This window comes from Pseudarthrobacter sp. S9 (genome assembly GCF_050156545.1).
GTDB lineage: Bacteria > Actinomycetota > Actinomycetes > Actinomycetales > Micrococcaceae > Arthrobacter.
The window spans coordinates 1-16,321 of sequence record NZ_CP189578.1 but is presented as its reverse complement, the minus strand read 5'-3'; the positions used below and the strand labels follow the sequence as shown (position 1 = coordinate 16,321).

The following is a 16,321-nucleotide window of genomic DNA, read 5'->3' as shown; positions in this document are numbered from 1 at the left end:
CTTTACGAGTTGTGCACCGCCGCCGACCTGTAGTGAGACGGGTTGTGGACGGTTTGGTGCCGGCGCGTCGTGTGACTGTCAGCGAGGAATGGCGGTTAAATCGCGTCTTGGGTTGGCGGTTCTGTAGTCCCGCTTCTTGAGAAACGCTAACGATATGACGAGGTTGCGGTTCAGATGGACCGCGGGTGTTCGACCCTGCCGTTGGTCAGCGTTCTGGCCCAGCCGACGGCAGGGCGGAGAGGAATGGAGTCACTCCCCATTGGCTGTGCACGATGGCAGCGCACGGGGTGTGGAAAGCTTTGAGCTCAGCCTCCGGGCCCCACCTGCCCACAACCTTGTGTCCATCCGACTGACCTGGCTTCCTGTCATCTGCCGGCCGGTCTCCCGGACGATTGACCTCAGCCAGCTGAACCCTGCAGGTACAGATCGAAAACCGCTGAAACCAACCCGCTGCGCGACGGCGCCCTAAGAGAGACGACCTTCTCATCCAGCCATTCGACCTGACGATCGTCCAGCCGCAACTGAATCTGGATACCGGCGGATCCGCGGATCCGCCTCATGCGCCGCGGCATACCCGAACCCGCGCTGACCGCCACAGGCGAAAATCTCGCTGAGATGGTTGAGTCCGCGATCGTATCAAAAGCCTCAACCAGGAGGTCGGTATATGTCGTATCCCGCTCCCGGACGCTGGCCTTCACCCTTTTCAGCAGTTCCGGTGGCAAATACACTCCGATATTCCGGGCCGCACCCGGCACCGTGTCGGAGGCTTTGGTCTTGTCACCGGCAGGCTTGTCACTCGACGCCGTCTCCACAGCCGGCTGCCGGGGGTCGCTGACCTTCCTGACCTCAGGCTGAAGGTCCTGGACCTTGCTGCGTTTGGGGGGAAGGAGACCCTGCAGCCCTGAACCCCGGCCTGAAGCAGGAGCGAAGGCCGCCTCAAGACTCGGACGGTCGGCGTTCATCGGCGATCACCGCCTTCAATCTCGTTGAGCCGCGTGAGGATTTCTCCGGTCAGCTGCTCGAATTCCTCAGCCAGCCCGGCAGCGTTGCGTGAAAAGAAACCGTCGGAAGGCTTCTGACCTGATCGCAGGGCCCGAAGCCGGTCCTTTTGAGCCTCCGTGACCGCGCCCTCGAGTTCGTGGAAAAGGAGTCCCTTCTTGCGCGCGTCAGCGCTGGCGCTCTCCAAATTACGGATCCTGGTGTCGAAAACGGGAGCGACTGATCCCAGCATTTCCTTCAAGCTCTCCCTCACACTCCGTTCAAGCCGCATGGACCGAGGTCCGACACCGAACAAGACCACCCCGGCAAGCTGCAGGGCTGGGTTCCTGTCCCTAACAGCCAGAAACCGGCGGGCAACTCTCTCTACCCCGTCAATGCTTGCCTCATCAGATCTAGTCGGGATTACGACTGCACTGGATATGGCGAACGCACCTTCGACGAGAGTCCTCTCCCCCGGCGGCGTATCCACCAAGATGAGGTCGTAGTCGTCTGCAAGCGGTTCAAGGACCGCGTAGAGAAGGTCACCGAAGTCGCCAGCATCGCTTCTATTGGCCCTGGACACCATTAGCCCCTGGATGTCTTCTAGCGCCTGGCCTCCCGGTATGACATCCAAATTCTCGCGGATGTTCTTGAGAATTGCAGGGGCCGTTCCGGCAATCAATGCGTTGAAAAGCTCCTGCCCACTTTGGCGTTCATAGCCAAGATCACGCGCGAGGTCGCCCTGGGGGTCAAGATCGACCAAGAGCACTCTCGCTCCCGCCAGCGCCGCGTAGCCGCCGACGTTAGCAGCCGTAGTCGTCTTACCGACACCACCTTTGCCGTTCGCAAAGCTAACGAGCCTCTCTATTGCCTTCGTTTGGTGAATTTTTTGCTTAGCCGGTGCCTCTAAGGAGCGAGCCATTGTGGTCCCTATCTGACTTCCTAGTTGTTTCAACGCTTACTATCCCGCCTCTAAACCTATTGGCATTCCTAGAGTTAAACCCGCATTACGTAAGGCGTGTCTTCTGGCCTGCTTTCCTACGGGAACACCAACCATCCTTATGGCTTGCGTTATAACATGAGTTATGGCACTAGCTCAAGCCATAAGGTACATTGCTTCACCTATGGGTGCTCCCCGCATTACGTGAGTACTGCTCTATGGCCTACTTTCCTACGGGAACACCAACCATCCTTATGGCTTGCGTTACAACATGAGTTATGGCACTAGCTCAAGCCATAAGGAACATTGCTTCGCCTATGGGTGCCCAGTGCCCGGAATACCGGTGGGTGGATGCCCGTGGATTTTCCCTTTCCGCAAGGTCAGTTCCCGAGCCAGCCTCTGGTGCTGTTCCGGGGGAGCCGGACCAGGTATGTGTCGGCGCTGCCGGCCCCGGCACTGGGCAACCTTCGTCGGGATCCCGTCAGAGGCTGCTGCCAGTTCGTCGGGGCGTTCAGGCTGCGTGCCAGAGCATGCCCTGGGTCTCGGTTTCCTCGTCGGTAGGGGGAATCCAATGGTGTTCGGTGTCGTGGTCGTAGATCTCGTGCGTGGCGAGAGCGTGCGTCGTGTGGCGGTCCAGCCAGGCGTGCCAGGCTGCACGTTCTTTTCTGTTGCGGGTGATGTGCGCGGCGACATCGTCCATGACGCCCAGGCGTGTGGCGATCGCGGTGAGGTTTGCGGTCGCGGTGATTTTCCAGTGGCGGCCGTCGCGGTGGATCATGCCAAGACCTGTCATGTCGGTCAGGGCTGTTTCGACGCCGGACCGGCTGATGCCGGTGTTCCGGATGATTTCTGCACCGGTGAGGGAGTGCCGGGCCCGTTCGATGGCTTCGTAGACGAGGGCTGCGGGGTCTCCGAGGGCACGGAAGACGGGCCGGATGCCGTGGATTTTTCCCTTGCGCCAGGTAAGGTCCCGCGCCAACTGGCGGTAGTGCTCAGGGAGTTGGATCAGATAGGCATCGGCGGACTTGCCCCGGGCGTCTGCGACTTTGGTCAGGATACCGTCGGAAGCCTGTGCCAGCACGGGCAACAGCCGGGCAATCGTTACGTGGTGCTTGCCCAGTGCCACTGCCAGAGTGCGACAGCCAACGTCCAGCAGATCGGTTTCCTTTGCACGCATGTAACCCAAAAGGGATCGGAGCATCAGCCGAAGGCTGATGCCTTCACGGCCATGTTCTTTGAGCCGGTGATCGAGGACAGCGTAGAGAACGTTTTCCAGATCGTTTACGAGCTGGTGGATTCCAGCTTTGCTGCGGAGGATTACTGCCCCCCCTGTGGGTTGAGTGGGGCTTGTGTTGTTAATAAACGCAGTCTTCGTCCCCCGTGACGGGGGCCCTGGTTTCTGGACCCATGCGGAGGCCTTTGCCCATTCCGTGTGGAGCAGCCGGTCCTGCTTTGCCTGGGGGCCGTAGAGGGCAGCGAGGCCGGGGAACTGCCCGGTGAGTTCGCGCTGTACCTGTTCGAGGGTCCAGCCGCAGGCGGCGAAGTGGTTCAGCACGGCCATGCGGGCCTCGGACGGGCTCTTGTACCTGGCGGTGTCGTACAGGCCGGTACTGGCCAGCACCCGCAGCGGGGACTGGCTCCCGGTGAGCGTGGCGGCAGAGACTGAGGGAAGCGTTGTTGCGCGGACGGCCATGTTTGCTGTGCGCGTCTTGAGCTCGCGGGCGCGGCGCAGTTCCGGTGCCAAGGTCCGCCGGAGCTTGGCGACAGCCTGGGCGGGGTTCCGCCGGCGCAGGACCTCGTAGGCGCTGGTCAGGGGTGTGGTCAGGATCTGATGGCCACCGGACTTATGCACGGACCCTGGAACACGGATACAGCCATCCGTGATGTTCTGGTGCGGACTCGGGTCAAGACTCGGAGCCAGGAGCGCCATGGCTTCTACCAGTTCCCGTGCGACTGATCCGTCCAGCCGCTCCACCAGGGGTATGTAGAGGTGCCGGCCGCCGCTGGGAGAGTGGTCCTCGACGTAGCGGAGACCGCACGAATCCAGCAAAAGGCCAAGGCGCGCAGCGTCGGCGTCCACCACGCCCTGGAGTGCTTTGGAGGTGTCCAGGTCCAGGCAGAGGGTGGCCACGGAGCCATCGACGCCGTGAACCATGACAGCCGCGGGCAGGGAAGGAAGCGCCCCGGTAATGCTGGGCGGGTTCTGCGGCCGCGGGTATTGGAACCGTCCGCCGATCCACCGGCCCGTCCGGTAGGACGGCGCTCCCGCAATCAAAGGCGCAAGAATCCATGCCTCAGCAGGCGTGACTTGACAGCCGACACTCGGCGGGGAATGTGTTGACGACGGCGCATGTGCCGGTACCATAGACATCAGTTACTTTCTGAAAAGGATGTACGAAAGGGAGCCACCTCGTTTGAGGGAGCTTTTGGAACTGTTCAGATCTTGGTCCGCCAAGATTTCGGATCTGAACGAGAAACTTTTTGAAGGCCCGCCTAGTGCGGGCCTTCTTCCTTTAACTGGCCTTAGCGATAGGCAGGGCCTCAATTAGCTGGTCTCGGGCGAACCATGACGGCAGGCCGTCTGCCTGCATCTCGGCGCGTAGCTGCCCGAGAATGAGTTCCATAGCTTCGCTCGCTGAGACGCCCGCGTGCTTAGCCATGAGAAAGACGAGATCCTTGTGTTCCCGTGGCACCGAAGTAACTAGCTGGACATTGTCCAGCGCCGTGCCACGCTTGCGTCGCAGTGCAGTAGTCATGGATCGAAACTAACCTTAGGGCTAAGAATTATGTGGGAGCGTTGACGCGTGTCGTCTAGAAACCTCTGGCGACGGCGGCGGACGCCGCCAGCCATGCCCGCTGCGTGGCTGGCTGTAGGGCGTCATAGCGGATGGGGCCGTTGACCAGGGCCGGGTCGTAGGGGATGCGGACGACGGCCCGGACATGGGGCGCGAAGCCGTCGGCAATGCGCTGGGCCTCTGCCTTGGCGCGTTTGAGGGCGTCTCCACCCATGCTGCGCTTGGCGTCGGTGGACTCCGAGACGATCACGACGGCATTCCGGGCCAGCTCCGCGTCGTGGCCGCCACGGGATTCAAGCGTCTGCAACGTCAGGCGCGCCGCTTCCGCCCGGTCTTCAATGGCCGTCACGGGCACCACGAGCTGGTTGGTGTGGTGAATCATCTGCCGCCAATTCGCGGATCTTGCGGTGTTGCCCGAGTCCATGACAATCAGCCGGTAATAACGGGTCAGTACCTGGTGGGCAATGTCCACTTCTTCGGCGGTCACTTCGTGGTCGCCCTCTTCGTTTTCGTCCGAGCGCAGGACGTCGAACTTATCCGACGTCTGGTGGTGGACGAATCGGGCGATCTCGGCCGCGTTCGTGCTGGGGGAGAGCAGCGTTTGGGAGGAGTCAATGAGGTCCAAAACGCTGTTGTCGTGAACTCCCTTTTCCGTGCGCCAGCCCAGCGTCCCCTGGGATTCGTTGTTGTCCCAGGCGACCGTGGCGGCTCCGCTGTAACGGGCCAGGACCGCCGAGAGCATGACGACGGTAGGTGTCTTATTGGCTCCGCCCTTGCGGTTGACGACGGCCACTATGCGGGGGCCGGGCCAGTGTTGGCTTACGGTCCGAATATCTTCGCGTTCGGCCATCTCTTCGGGGGATGGTTCCATGCGGAATCCAAGCCGCGTGAGAGTGCCGCGCCAGCCTCGTGTGGCCGGTTCCAGAACTGGGGCGCTGACGAGGAATGACGTCTCTTTGAGGCTCCGCCTGGTGACTGTCTCCGGTGCGGCGGCCGGTGCCTGGTCGACAACGGAAGCGAACGTGACGGGCTGAGCCGTCTCCGCCGGTTCAGGTGCCGTGGCTGGCTGCACGTGCGCGGCGGCCGCCGGGGCCGGCGTTGGTTCGACGGGGGCCGGGGTCAGTTCCTGTACAGAGGGGATGGGAGATGCCGGCGCGGACACGGGCTCCTTTTGCCGCCGCGGGGCAGGCTTTACGGGAGCCGCTTCGCTCACGGTGCCCGCGGGGGACACTACGATATGGCCCTGGCCGTCAGGGTCGATGGTGGTGACTTTCACAGGGCGGCCGAGCTGGGCAGCCGTATCGGAAATGAGGCGCAGCGCTTCGCGCAGCACGGCTGCCTCGTCTGCGGCCTGGATGGGGTGGGAGGTGCCGTTGATCGTGACTTCGCCGGTTCCGTTGGCCCGTAGAACGGCGTCAATCCGGGGGAAGTCCAGTGCTTGGGTTTTCATCATCATTCCTTTACTTGGAGCCGTTCGGGGGCGTGAATCGGTTGACCTGCCATGCTTTGTCAGCAGTGCCGCGCAACAGTTGAACGTCGTAGTTTCCGGCGTCTGTGGTGAATACGACATGGCAGCCGAAGCCATTACTTGGATCGATCGTCAACTGGCCGGGGCCCGTGATTTTCGTGACGGGGATGTTGGCTGGGTCGACGTACTGGTAGTCAGCAACGGCCTGGGAGGTCAGGAGCTGTCCGAGTTCTTGAATCCATACCTTGTCCGGGACGCTGGGGCGGGCATAGAGGGCCATGGCCTGAGTGGCCGTGTCCAGCGCCGCTTTCTTACTCGCGTCGTCCCACACGATGCCCAGTGTGGCCGGGGCCGTTCCGCCCGGGGCCTGGGACTTACCGCCGGCGCTCAGCGAGGGAGACACTGTTACCACTGCGGGGGAGGTGGAGATGGGTTGCTTTTCCGGACCTCCACCAGTGTTCGCTGTGGGAGCGCAGGCCGTGCACAGGAGTATTGCTGCCAGGAGTGTCAGTGTTCGTTTCATGGTTCCTCCGTTACTTGCTGCCGGGCAGGTACAGGAAAGCGCTGGGCACGCTGTTCTTGTTTGTTCGGGTGTAGTAGACGTGATCGTTAGGGGCCAGGTTGCCGTTGTAGCCCTCTTCCAGATAAGTCCCGTCGCCGTTGACGGCCTTGACCACGGCCACGTGGCCGTATGTGGCGTCGGCTCCGCCGGCACCGGGGGCGTACCAGGCGATTGCGCCGACGCGGGGCGTATTGCCGGTTGGCCAGCCTTTAGCATCCCAGCCGTCTTTCCAGGTCAGTGCTGAGCCGAGCACGGCACCGTCGGGCCGGAAGGAGCCGTTGAGCACCTTGTACGGCGCGGTGGTGCTGCCCAGCTGTTGGTTGATCCGCCAGAGCGCGAAGTCAACGCACTCCCGGTTGTACATGCCCAGCGGGCTTGACTGGTAGATCGAAGCGTCGGGCCACGGCAGGTCGTCTCCCTTGCCGGAATCGCCCGGCATCCCGCAAGAACTTTCGCCCCCGTTGTCGCTGGCCTTGACGTCTGCAAGAGCCGCCACGACGCCCACCGCAGCCGGCCAATAGCTTTGGTAGTGGTACGGGTCCGCGTTCCGCTGGACCCGGTGGGCTGCCATGGTGGGATCGAGCTTTTCCCACCCCTCGACCTTCTGCAACCCCTTGAAAAAGTTCGTAGCTGAAATGGTCGGGTCCATGCGGTCCGTGAAACTGCCCCACACGCCGTTGTCGCGCTGCTGGAACAGCCCCCGGGAGTCGGGCCCGGGACCGTCGCCATGGTCCAGCACCTTCAAGCCTGATTCCCCCATGGCGGTCATGACAGCGATGGTCTGGCCGCGGGCCGAAAGCTTCAGGGTTTTTCCGGCGTTGATGATCAAGGCCGCGTTTTTCAATTGCTCGCCCTGGTATCCGGAAACGGGCACCTTGGGCAACTGCTTCACGTCAACGCTGACGCTGCCCGATGTCGGGGAGCAGATGTCGGCGGCTGCTTGGCCTCCGCCGAACAGAACGATCGACAGCACAAGGAGGACCGGCGCAGCGCCGGCGCCTACCGCCAGGGCCAGTCCCGGCTTACGTTGCTGCAAAATGTGTCCCCCTCACATTTGGTGGGCTTTAGCCCGGTTCCTCGTTCGGCGCCGGGGTTCGGCCCTCACGCAGCGAGTTCCGGTTTTCCCACACCCAATCAGCGACCTCATCACGTGAGATCAGCCACGTCTTATCCAGCTGGTAGGCAGGAATGATGCCGGCCTGCAGCCACTTGTAGGTCGTCTGCTTCGACTGGTTGAGCGCCTCCGACAGCTGTGTGACTGTCAATCGCTCCGGAAAGCCGCTAAACAGGGCGTCGATGTACTTACGGTCCATCAACGACACTCCCCACCACATAGCAACACGATACAGCATGATCGCGTATAATTGCGTATGATTGAGTACATTCGATGTCCTTCACTGACGGCGGCTATGGATACGATCATTGCGGACATAACAGGGGGATGTTAAATGCCAATCTCAATAAACCGCTGGGTCAGCGCCGTATCGGAAAATATCGAAGACACGACTCCGGCGATTCCGGAACCACCAATGCTCGTTCCTACAGGACCGACGAGGCCCCAGCTCAGTGTCCCTCAGCCGGATCATGCGGACCGCCTTCCACGCCAGGACGTCTCCGGCAGCGCAGCCCGGTACTGGTGGCTCGGCGTCCACGGCGGGGCCGGCGAGACATCGCTCGCAGGCCTGGACAAGAGCACTAGGGCGGCCGGGCATCACTGGCCGCGGTCAGAAGCGGGAACCACCGTCGTGCTCGTGGCCCGGTCCAACATATCCGGCCTCCGCGCCGCCCAACGGGCAGCAACGGAATGGGCATCAGGCTCATTGCCTGGCATACGAGTGGCCGGCCTCGTGATCATGTCCGATGCCCCCGGCCGGATCCCCAAAGAACTCCGGGACTTCGCCCGCATCGTTGGCGGGGGAGTGCCGCACATATGGAACTTCCCCTGGATTGACGGCTGGCGCTTCGGCCGCGACCTGGCACTTGAGCTGCTGCCGAAGGACGCGCGCACGGTGCTCGAGCAAGTCCATATCGCCGCAACATCAACTACCTCCGGTCTCCCGGTCAAATAGAAAGAGGAAACCAATGCTGCTCTCAAAAGCCATGTACTGGTCAAGCTACGTTATTGCCGAGGTTCCGAACCCCGGAACGGGTGAGGCCCCTCCCGGGGCCGCCGGCCTGCTGACCATCCTCAAGTGGATCGCCTGGATTGTCTTCGCCCTTGCCGTCGTCGGCATTCTTGCCTGCGCCGGAACCATGATGGTCAACAACCGCCGCGGTGAAGGCGGGGAACACGTGGGCCGCCTGGCCTGGGTCCTGGGCGGCTGCATCCTCGCCAGCGTCGCATCCGGCGTTGTAGGCGCCCTGGTCTAAGGAGTAAAGCCATGACAGCACCGGCAGAAACGAACGAAGACCAGAATCCACTGACGAAGCCTAAGTTCATCATCTCGGCCGTTGTCGTGGCCATCATCGTGGCCCTCGGCATTGTCCTGGCTCTGCTGCCGAAAGGCAGCGGAAACGCTGAGCCGGCACCAGCTCCCAGCAGCACCACAACCGCCAGCGGCCAGCCCGGCCCGTCAGCGGGCGCAAGCTTCTGCGGACTTCCTGACGGTGACCAGAGCAAGCCCGCAACGGAACCAGCCAACACCAAGTGGGAGCTAATCGGCAAGGTTGCTGCGCCGACATCGCCGACGAAATACGGACCTGGCAAGACTGACCCGAATGGCCTTCGGTCATGCTTCGCGCACTCTCCCACGGGGGCTCTCTACGCAGCCGTGAACGTGACGGCCCTCTCTAGCGCCGGAAAAGCTCGCCTCGTGTTTGAAAACCTGGCTTTCCCGGGTCCCGAAAGAGACACCCTCCTGCAGCAGCCCGAACCCTCCGAAACGTACACTCAGACGGCCCAGCTGGCTGGTTTCGCGTTTCGCTCATACAACGGGGACCGGGCAGTAGCCGACTTGGCTTTCAAGGGCAGCAACGGAACATATTTGTCCATCCCTGTCCCGCTCCAGTGGGACAGCGGAGACTGGAAATTCCTGGTTCCGGCCACCGGTAGCACCGGCGCCCGCCAAATTGCTGACCTAAGCGGCTACATCCCTTGGGCGGGCGTGTAATGGCTTGTGATGGATGGGATGCCATTAATCTCGGCTGTCAGGCGAGCCAGGCATTCCAGGATGTTGCCAACGACTCCATCAAGAACATGGCCAAGGCGATCGCTGATGCGGTCGGACAGACAGTGAAAACCCTCGGAACGTTCTGGGTCAACGTCGGCACCCCCAACCTCACGGCGGCTCCTGGCGGGAGCGCGCCAAGTGATCCTGTTCTTTTTCTGCAGAGCAGTTTGTGGTTTTGGACAGCAGCGCTGGCCGTTTTGTCTGTCCTGGTGGGGGCGGCCAAAATGATCATCGAGCGCAGGGGCGCCCCGCTGCGGGATCTCGGCCGGTCGTTGGCGACACTGGTTGTCGTCTCCGGTGCGGGCGTCGCCGCGGTCGGGCTGCTGACAGTCGCGGCGGACCAGTTCTCAGTGTGGATCATCGAAAAATCCACGGAGGGAACGTCCTTCAACGAGAAGATCAGCGCCATGATCGCTCTCTCTGCCACGAGCCCGATCGGGTCGATCATGATTATCTTGCTCGGCCTGATCGCGATTATCGCCTCCACCATCCAGGTCGTCCTGATGATCATCCGTGGGGGCCTGCTCGTTATTCTCACGGGTATCTTTCCTACAGCGGCGGCTTTTACGAACACCGAGGCGGGCAAGGGCTGGTTCCAGAAGTGCACGGCCTGGCTGATCGCATTCATTCTGTACAAGCCAGCAGCTGCCATCGTTTACGCGACGGCCTTCAGGCTTTCCGGTGCCAGGATCTTCGGCAACGGAGGCGACGGGAAGGACTTCGGGTCTGCGTTCCTGGCCACGGTCACGGGGCTGGCGCTGATGGTTGTTGCCTTGTTCGCCATGCCTGCTCTGATGCGGTTCGTAACCCCGATGGTCGGTGCCGTTGCCGCCGGCGGTGGCACGATGGCAGCCGGAACCGTGGCCGGGTTGGCTTCAGGGGCGATCAACATGGGCAGTGCCGGCCGGGGTGGAGGCGGTTCTGCCGGCAACGTGTCCTCGGCTGGTTCGGATATTTCTTCCGGTTCTCAGGGGCCGTCCGGCACCGGGAGCCAGGGGGATGCCGGTTCTTCCGGCACCGCCGGCAAGACTGCCGGTTCAGGAACCAGCGGCGGTACGCCCGCTGCGTCGGGTGCTGGATCGTCTGGCGGTGGTGCTGCAGGGGGAGGCGGAGCCGCTGCAGCTGGCGGTGGAGCAGCCGCAGCAGCAGGGCCGGCCGGGGTTGGCGTCATGGCCGCGCAAAAGGGCATCGAAGCAGGACAGGCCGCCGCTGGTGCGGCCAAGACCGTGACCGAAGAATCAACAGGGGGTGCCTGATATGGCGGCTATAGAAAACACGTACAGGGAACCGACTTACGGTAACTGGCGGCGGCCGCGCAAGGCTGGGATCGGCACACTGGGCGGATTGGCCACGGCCGGGCTGTTCCTGGGCCTGATCGTTACTGTCGTTTGCTTCTTCATTGGGGGCTGGCTGGCCGGGGTGATCGCCATGGTTGTGCTCGGGCTGGCGCTGGCCGTCGTTTCGGTCACGGATAAACACAACAAATCCCTGGGAGAACGGGCGTTTGGTCGCCTGGCGTTCCGCGCGGGCCGAAGGAAGAAGACGAACCTCTACCGATCCGGCCCGCTCGGCCTAACGCCATGGGGAGAGTTTCAGCTACCGGGCATCGCGGCGGGTTCAAGGCTCTATGAGTTCCACGACTCCTACGGGCGTCCCTTTGCCCTGATTCACCTTCCCTCCATGGGCCATTACACCGTCGTTTTCGGCACCCACCCTGACGGCGCGTCGCTGGTCGATCCGGAACAGGTGGACTCCTGGGTGGCGAACTGGGGCGGCTGGCTCGCCAGCCTGTCCAACGAACCGGCCGTGGTGGCCGCGTCCGTGACTGTTGAAACAGCCCCGGACTCGGGCGCACGGCTCAGACGGGAAGTCGAATCGAACATCCATGATGATGCCCCGGACATTGCCAAGGCCATGCTGCGCGAAGCCTTGGAAACGTACCCGCAGGGTTCGGCAACAATCCGCGCCTGGGTGGCACTGACGTTCAGCGCCGCTGCCCGTTCGGGCGGCAAGCGCCGCACAGCCGAAGAAATCGCACGCGATCTTGCATCCCGGCTCCCGGGGCTCACGGAACGTCTGGAATCCACCGGAGCCGGGGCCTGTGCCCCACTGAACGCGCGGGAGCTGTGCGAGGTCATACGCATTGCCTACGATCCGGCAGCCGCCCGCCTGATTGACGAAGCCCACTACCAGGGAACTCCCGTGGACCTCACCTGGGGAGAAGTCGGCCCGTCGGCGCATCAGGCGAACTGGGACAGCTACCGGCACGACTCCGGACACTCCGTGTCCTGGCACATGACCGGCGCACCGCGCGGCCACATCCTGTCCTCGGTGCTGGGACGTCTGGTTGCCCCGCATGGGGAGATTGACCGCAAGCGCGTGACGCTGCTGTACCGGCCCATTGATTCCGGCCGGGCCGCCGCCATCGTCGAGTCCGACCAGACGAACGCGCTCACCAGGGCATCATCAACGAACCGGCCCACCGCCCGTTCCCTCGTTGATGCCCGCGCAGCACAGGCAACCGCGGCCGAAGAGGCCAAGGGCGCCGGGCTGGTCAACTTCGGCATGGTCGTCACCGCCACGGTGCTGTCGGCTGACAGCTTTGACGACGCCGTGGCCACGGTGGAAGGAAACCTCGGCCCGTCAGCACGGTTGCTCCTGCGCCGCGCCTACGGCTCCCAGGATTCGGCCTTTGCGGCCTCGCTCCCGCTCGGTCTGGTCTTGCCGAAGCATCTGAAGGTTCCCGAAGAGATCCGGGAGGCACTGTGATGTTCGGCAACAAGACCAAGCACAAGAAGACAACTGCGGGCACACCAACATTGCCCCGTGCTGTAGTCCGCCGTCCGGGTTTCCGCGGCTGGCGCGGACGCGGCCAGGGTGAAGCGGCCTACGTGACGGCCGCCGACGAATGGCGCGGCACCTCCGTGCAGGTCTGTGGGCTGTGGCCCTTTGTCGGCGGCAGCGGTACGCCAATTCTCGGTGTGCCCATTGGTGTCCATACGGACACGGGGGCACCGTTCGGCGGAGACCCCATCAGCTGGTTCATGCACGGGATGATCAACAACCCGTCCATGTTCGTCCTGGGCCTGCCGCACTACGGCAAGTCCACGCTGGTGCGGCACATCGTCCTGGGCCTCGCCGGCCGAAGCATAAACCCCCTGATCCTGGGCGACTTGAAGCCGGACTACGTCGACCTGATCAAGGCAATGGGCGGCCAGGTCATTAGCCTGGGGCCTGGCCGTGGCCACCTGAACGTCCTTGATCCCGGCGAAGCCACAGGCGCGGCCGCCCGGCTGCTCACCGCCGCCGAAGAGAACCGGGCCAAGGCCAATCGGGCCACGGATGAGAACGAGAAAAAGAGTCTGCTGGGCACGGCGGCGAAAGCGGAGAAGCTGGCCGAAGAACTCATGGCTGACGCCCACAACCGCCGGCTGAACATGGTGACAGCGCTGATTACGATTGTGCGGAACCAGAAGCCCAGTGCTCACGAAGAATCCATGATCGACCGTGCGCTGCACATCCTGGACGACCGCCTGGACCGGGTGCCGTTGATCGGCGATCTGATCGAGGTCATTAAGGACGCTCCCGACGAGCTGCGCGACATTGCCCTGGACCGTGGCGATATGTCCCGCTACCTGGACGCAACGGACCAGCTGCGCACCTCGCTCTACTCCCTCAACGGCTCGGGCAGGTTCGGTGACATGTTCTCCCGGCCGACGGATCAGCCGATGAACCTGTCAAAACCGGTGGTCTTCGACCTCTCCGGGATCTCCGATACCCAGCGGGACATTCAGGCAGCCTCACTGCTGGCCTGCTGGTCCACCGGCTTCGCCACCGTGCAGGTCGCCCACGCCCTGGCCGACGCCGGGCTGGAACCGCGCCGTAACTACTTTGTCGTGATGGATGAGCTGTGGCGGGCACTGCGCTCCGGTGAAGGCATGGTGGACCGGGTGGACTCCCTGACCCGCCTGAACCGCACCGAAGGCGTGGGCCAGGCCATGATCACCCACACCATGAGCGACCTGGAGGCGCTGCCTACCGAATCCGAACGGATGAAGGCCCGCGGCTTTGTCGAGCGCTCCGGCATGGTGGTCTGCGGGGCGCTGCCCAGCGGCGAAATGGAGAAGCTAAACAAGGCCGTCACACTCTCCCGCGCCGAACAGGCCCGCCTCACTTCATGGGCTGACCCCGGGTCGTGGACGGACGTGGGCGGCTCCCGCAAGAGGGTGCGACCAGGGCTGGGGAAGTTCCTCTTCAAAGTCGGCGGCCGCCCCGGCATTCCCGTGGCCTTGAAGCTAACCAGTGTTGAAAAATCGCTGCACGATACAAATAAGCGCTGGCACGATGAGGGGGAAGAGTAAGTGGGTGCACCGAGTAGCAACAAGCGCTCCCAGCTGACCGGCGAAACGATCATTCTCTGGGTGATCATTACCGCCGTGGTGCTGGGCGTCGGCTCCGTGACCGGGGCCGTGCACCTGGGATCACTGCTGGCCGGCGACGGCCAGCAGCTCCCGGGCAATCCGTTCGCCCTGGTGGTCGGCCTCTTCAAGGGCACCGTGACCTGGCCGGCGGCCGCCACCTGGGTGTTGATCGGGTTTGGCGTCGTTGTCGTTGCCCTGGGCGTGCTGGTGCTGCGGGCGGTGCTGCGCAGGAAGTCCAAGCGGTCCCGCGTGGACGTCGCCGCCCAGCACATGGCCAAGGGCCGGGACTTGCGGGCGCTGAGCCTGCGCGGGGCGACGGCCACCGCCGAGCGCCTGGGCGTGAAGGGCTCACCTGGTGTTCCTGTCGGTAAGACGGTCCTGGGCGGCCAGCTGGTCTTTGGCTCGTGGGAAGACATGCACATCGACATTTGGGGGCCGCGAACGGGTAAGACCACCTCGAGGGCGATCCCGGCAATTCTCGCCGCTCCGGGCGCGGCCCTGGTCACCTCCAACAAACGCGACATTGTGGACGGCACCCGTGACGTCCGGGCCGGCGAGGGGCCGGTGTGGGTCTTCGATCCGCAGTCGGTGGCCTTGGAGGAACCGGCCTGGTGGTGGAATCCGCTGAGCTACGTCACGGACGAAGTGCGGGCCGCACGGCTCGCGGACCACTTTGCCGCCGGCTCTCGCGGTCCCGACGCAAAAACGGATGCCTATTTCGACCCTGCCGGGCAGGATCTTCTCGCCGGTCTGCTGCTGGCTGCCGCCCTCGACGGCCGGCCCATCACGCAGGTGCACACCTGGTTGACGCGGCCGACGGACGATGAGGCCGTGGACATTCTCAAAACCCACGGATTCACCCAAACTTCCAACGCCGTGGCCGGCGTCGTCAACGCTCCCGACAAGCAGCGCGGCGGTGTCTACGGCACGGCGCTGCAAATGGCATCCTGCCTGACCAACCGCCAGGTGGCCCAGTGGGTAACTCCGCAGGGTTCGACGGACACGCGGCCGCAGTTCGATCCGGCCGAGTTCGTGCGGTCCAAGGGCACGCTGTACAGCCTGTCCAAGGAGGGCAAGGGAACCGCCGGCCCCCTGGTGACGGCCCTGACCGTGGCCACGGTGGAAGCGGCCGAAGAACTGGCCGTCCATTCCCCTGGCGGGCGCCTGGCCACGCCCATGATCGGCGTCCTGGATGAGGCGGCCAACGTGTGCCGCTGGCGGGAACTGCCGAACCTCTACAGCCACTACGGTTCCCGTGGCATCGTTCTGATGACCATCCTTCAATCCTGGTCGCAGGGCGTGGAGGTCTGGGGACGCGAAGGGATGCGCAAGCTCTGGTCGGCGGCCAATATCAAGGTGTACGGCGGCGGTGTCGCCGAAGCGGAGTTCCTGAACGAGCTCGCGCAGCTGGTGGGGGAGTACCGCTATTCCAACATGACCAAGAGCCGTTCTAAACAGGGCACGTCCTACAACCACGACGACGACCGCAAGGAACGCACTCTGGACGTCTCGGACCTCGCCGCGTTCCCTCGCGGCCGCGCAATCATGTTCGCTTCCGGTGTCCCTGCGGCGCTGCTGGAAACGGTGCCCTGGATGAGTGGCCCGCACGCCGAAGCGGTCAGGGCCTCCATTGCTGCCCATGATCCGGCGAACCGGCCGCCGGCCGCTGCCGGCAACCGCTGGGTTGCTGCGGGAGCCTCGGATGAGTGACAGCCTGGGGGAGTGGGACGACGAGCTGGACGGCACGGCTCCGGACGCCGCTGAGCCGGCGGAAGCCGACGAGGACGCTCCCGAACTGTTCTATGCCACCGTGGCTGAGTTCGTGGGGGAGAAGCTGGCCCCCACGTACCGCCGGCACATCAACCCTGGCGGCGGGATCACCTGGTGCCCTCAGTGGTGGAAGCACGCCGAAGCGATTAGCCGGCTGGAAGCTCTCTGGCGTGCCTGGGAGTTCCTGCGTCTGGAAGGAGCCACGGGCATGAGCGTG

General features: G+C 63.6%; 15 protein-coding genes and 1 pseudogene. 8 read left to right on the top strand and 8 right to left on the bottom strand.

Going from position 1 to position 16,321, the window contains the following annotated elements; translation table 11 throughout:
- Positions 1-398: 398 nt before the first annotated feature.
- From ACQCSY_RS24235 to ACQCSY_RS24200, 8 genes are all read right to left on the bottom strand, one after another.
- The gene (locus ACQCSY_RS24235) at positions 399-962 is read right to left on the bottom strand and encodes a hypothetical protein (protein WP_427136676.1); all 564 of its coding nucleotides are present in this window, start codon (positions 960-962) and stop codon (positions 399-401) included.
- Complete coding sequence (locus ACQCSY_RS24230; RefSeq protein ID WP_427136675.1) at positions 959-1,900, bottom strand: ParA family protein; 942 nt, start codon at positions 1,898-1,900, stop codon at positions 959-961. Before ACQCSY_RS24230 ends, ACQCSY_RS24235 begins: the two co-directional genes overlap by 4 nt.
- 529 nt (positions 1,901-2,429) lie before the next feature.
- A complete protein-coding gene (locus ACQCSY_RS24225; RefSeq protein WP_427136674.1) occupies positions 2,430-4,193 on the bottom strand; it encodes a hypothetical protein in 1,764 nt (587 codons plus the stop codon).
- 238 nt (positions 4,194-4,431) lie between these two features.
- A complete protein-coding gene (locus tag ACQCSY_RS24220) occupies positions 4,432-4,674 on the bottom strand; it encodes a hypothetical protein (protein WP_427136673.1) in 243 nt (80 codons plus the stop codon).
- Between the two features lie 55 nt (positions 4,675-4,729).
- Positions 4,730-6,166 carry a chromosome partitioning protein ParA gene (locus tag ACQCSY_RS24215; RefSeq protein WP_427136672.1) on the bottom strand — a complete coding sequence of 479 codons (1,437 nt, stop codon included), beginning with the start codon at positions 6,164-6,166 and terminating at the stop codon, positions 4,730-4,732.
- Positions 6,167-6,173: 7 nt separating this feature from the next.
- Complete coding sequence (locus ACQCSY_RS24210; RefSeq protein ID WP_427136671.1) at positions 6,174-6,704, bottom strand: hypothetical protein; 531 nt, start codon at positions 6,702-6,704, stop codon at positions 6,174-6,176.
- A 10-nt stretch (positions 6,705-6,714) separates the two neighbouring features.
- Complete coding sequence (locus ACQCSY_RS24205) at positions 6,715-7,779, bottom strand: CHAP domain-containing protein (protein ID WP_427136670.1); 1,065 nt, start codon at positions 7,777-7,779, stop codon at positions 6,715-6,717.
- Positions 7,780-7,807: 28 nt separating this feature from the next.
- Complete coding sequence (locus tag ACQCSY_RS24200; RefSeq protein WP_427136669.1) at positions 7,808-8,077, bottom strand: helix-turn-helix domain-containing protein; 270 nt, start codon at positions 8,075-8,077, stop codon at positions 7,808-7,810.
- Positions 8,078-8,191: 114 nt separating this feature from the next.
- Here ACQCSY_RS24200 and ACQCSY_RS24195 point away from each other — a divergent pair, with 114 nt between their 5' ends.
- From ACQCSY_RS24195 to ACQCSY_RS24160, 8 genes and pseudogenes are all read left to right on the top strand, one after another.
- Complete coding sequence (locus ACQCSY_RS24195; protein ID WP_427136668.1) at positions 8,192-8,812, top strand: DUF6668 family protein; 621 nt, start codon at positions 8,192-8,194, stop codon at positions 8,810-8,812.
- 13 nt (positions 8,813-8,825) lie between these two features.
- On the top strand, positions 8,826-9,113 hold the full coding sequence (locus ACQCSY_RS24190; RefSeq protein ID WP_427136667.1) for a hypothetical protein: 288 nt from the start codon (positions 8,826-8,828) through the stop codon (positions 9,111-9,113).
- A gap of 11 nt (positions 9,114-9,124) precedes the next feature.
- Positions 9,125-9,853, top strand: coding sequence for a hypothetical protein (locus tag ACQCSY_RS24185; RefSeq protein ID WP_427136666.1), 729 nt, complete (start codon positions 9,125-9,127; stop codon positions 9,851-9,853).
- Complete coding sequence (locus ACQCSY_RS24180) at positions 9,853-11,169, top strand: hypothetical protein (RefSeq protein ID WP_427136665.1); 1,317 nt, start codon at positions 9,853-9,855, stop codon at positions 11,167-11,169. The genes ACQCSY_RS24185 and ACQCSY_RS24180 overlap by 1 nt, the downstream gene beginning before the upstream one ends.
- A gap of 1 nt (position 11,170) precedes the next feature.
- Entirely contained in the window at positions 11,171-12,682 is a 1,512-nt protein-coding gene (locus tag ACQCSY_RS24175) for an SCO6880 family protein (protein WP_427136664.1), read from the top strand.
- Positions 12,682-14,274, top strand: coding sequence for an ATP/GTP-binding protein (locus ACQCSY_RS24170; protein WP_427136692.1), 1,593 nt, complete (start codon positions 12,682-12,684; stop codon positions 14,272-14,274). Before ACQCSY_RS24175 ends, ACQCSY_RS24170 begins: the two co-directional genes overlap by 1 nt.
- Complete coding sequence (locus tag ACQCSY_RS24165; RefSeq protein WP_427136663.1) at positions 14,275-16,044, top strand: type IV secretory system conjugative DNA transfer family protein; 1,770 nt, start codon at positions 14,275-14,277, stop codon at positions 16,042-16,044.
- Positions 15,974-16,309: pseudogene (locus ACQCSY_RS24160) on the top strand (DUF4913 domain-containing protein); the annotation flags it as partial. The gene ACQCSY_RS24165 and the pseudogene ACQCSY_RS24160, both read left to right, overlap by 71 nt.
- Positions 16,310-16,321: the final 12 nt, after the last annotated feature.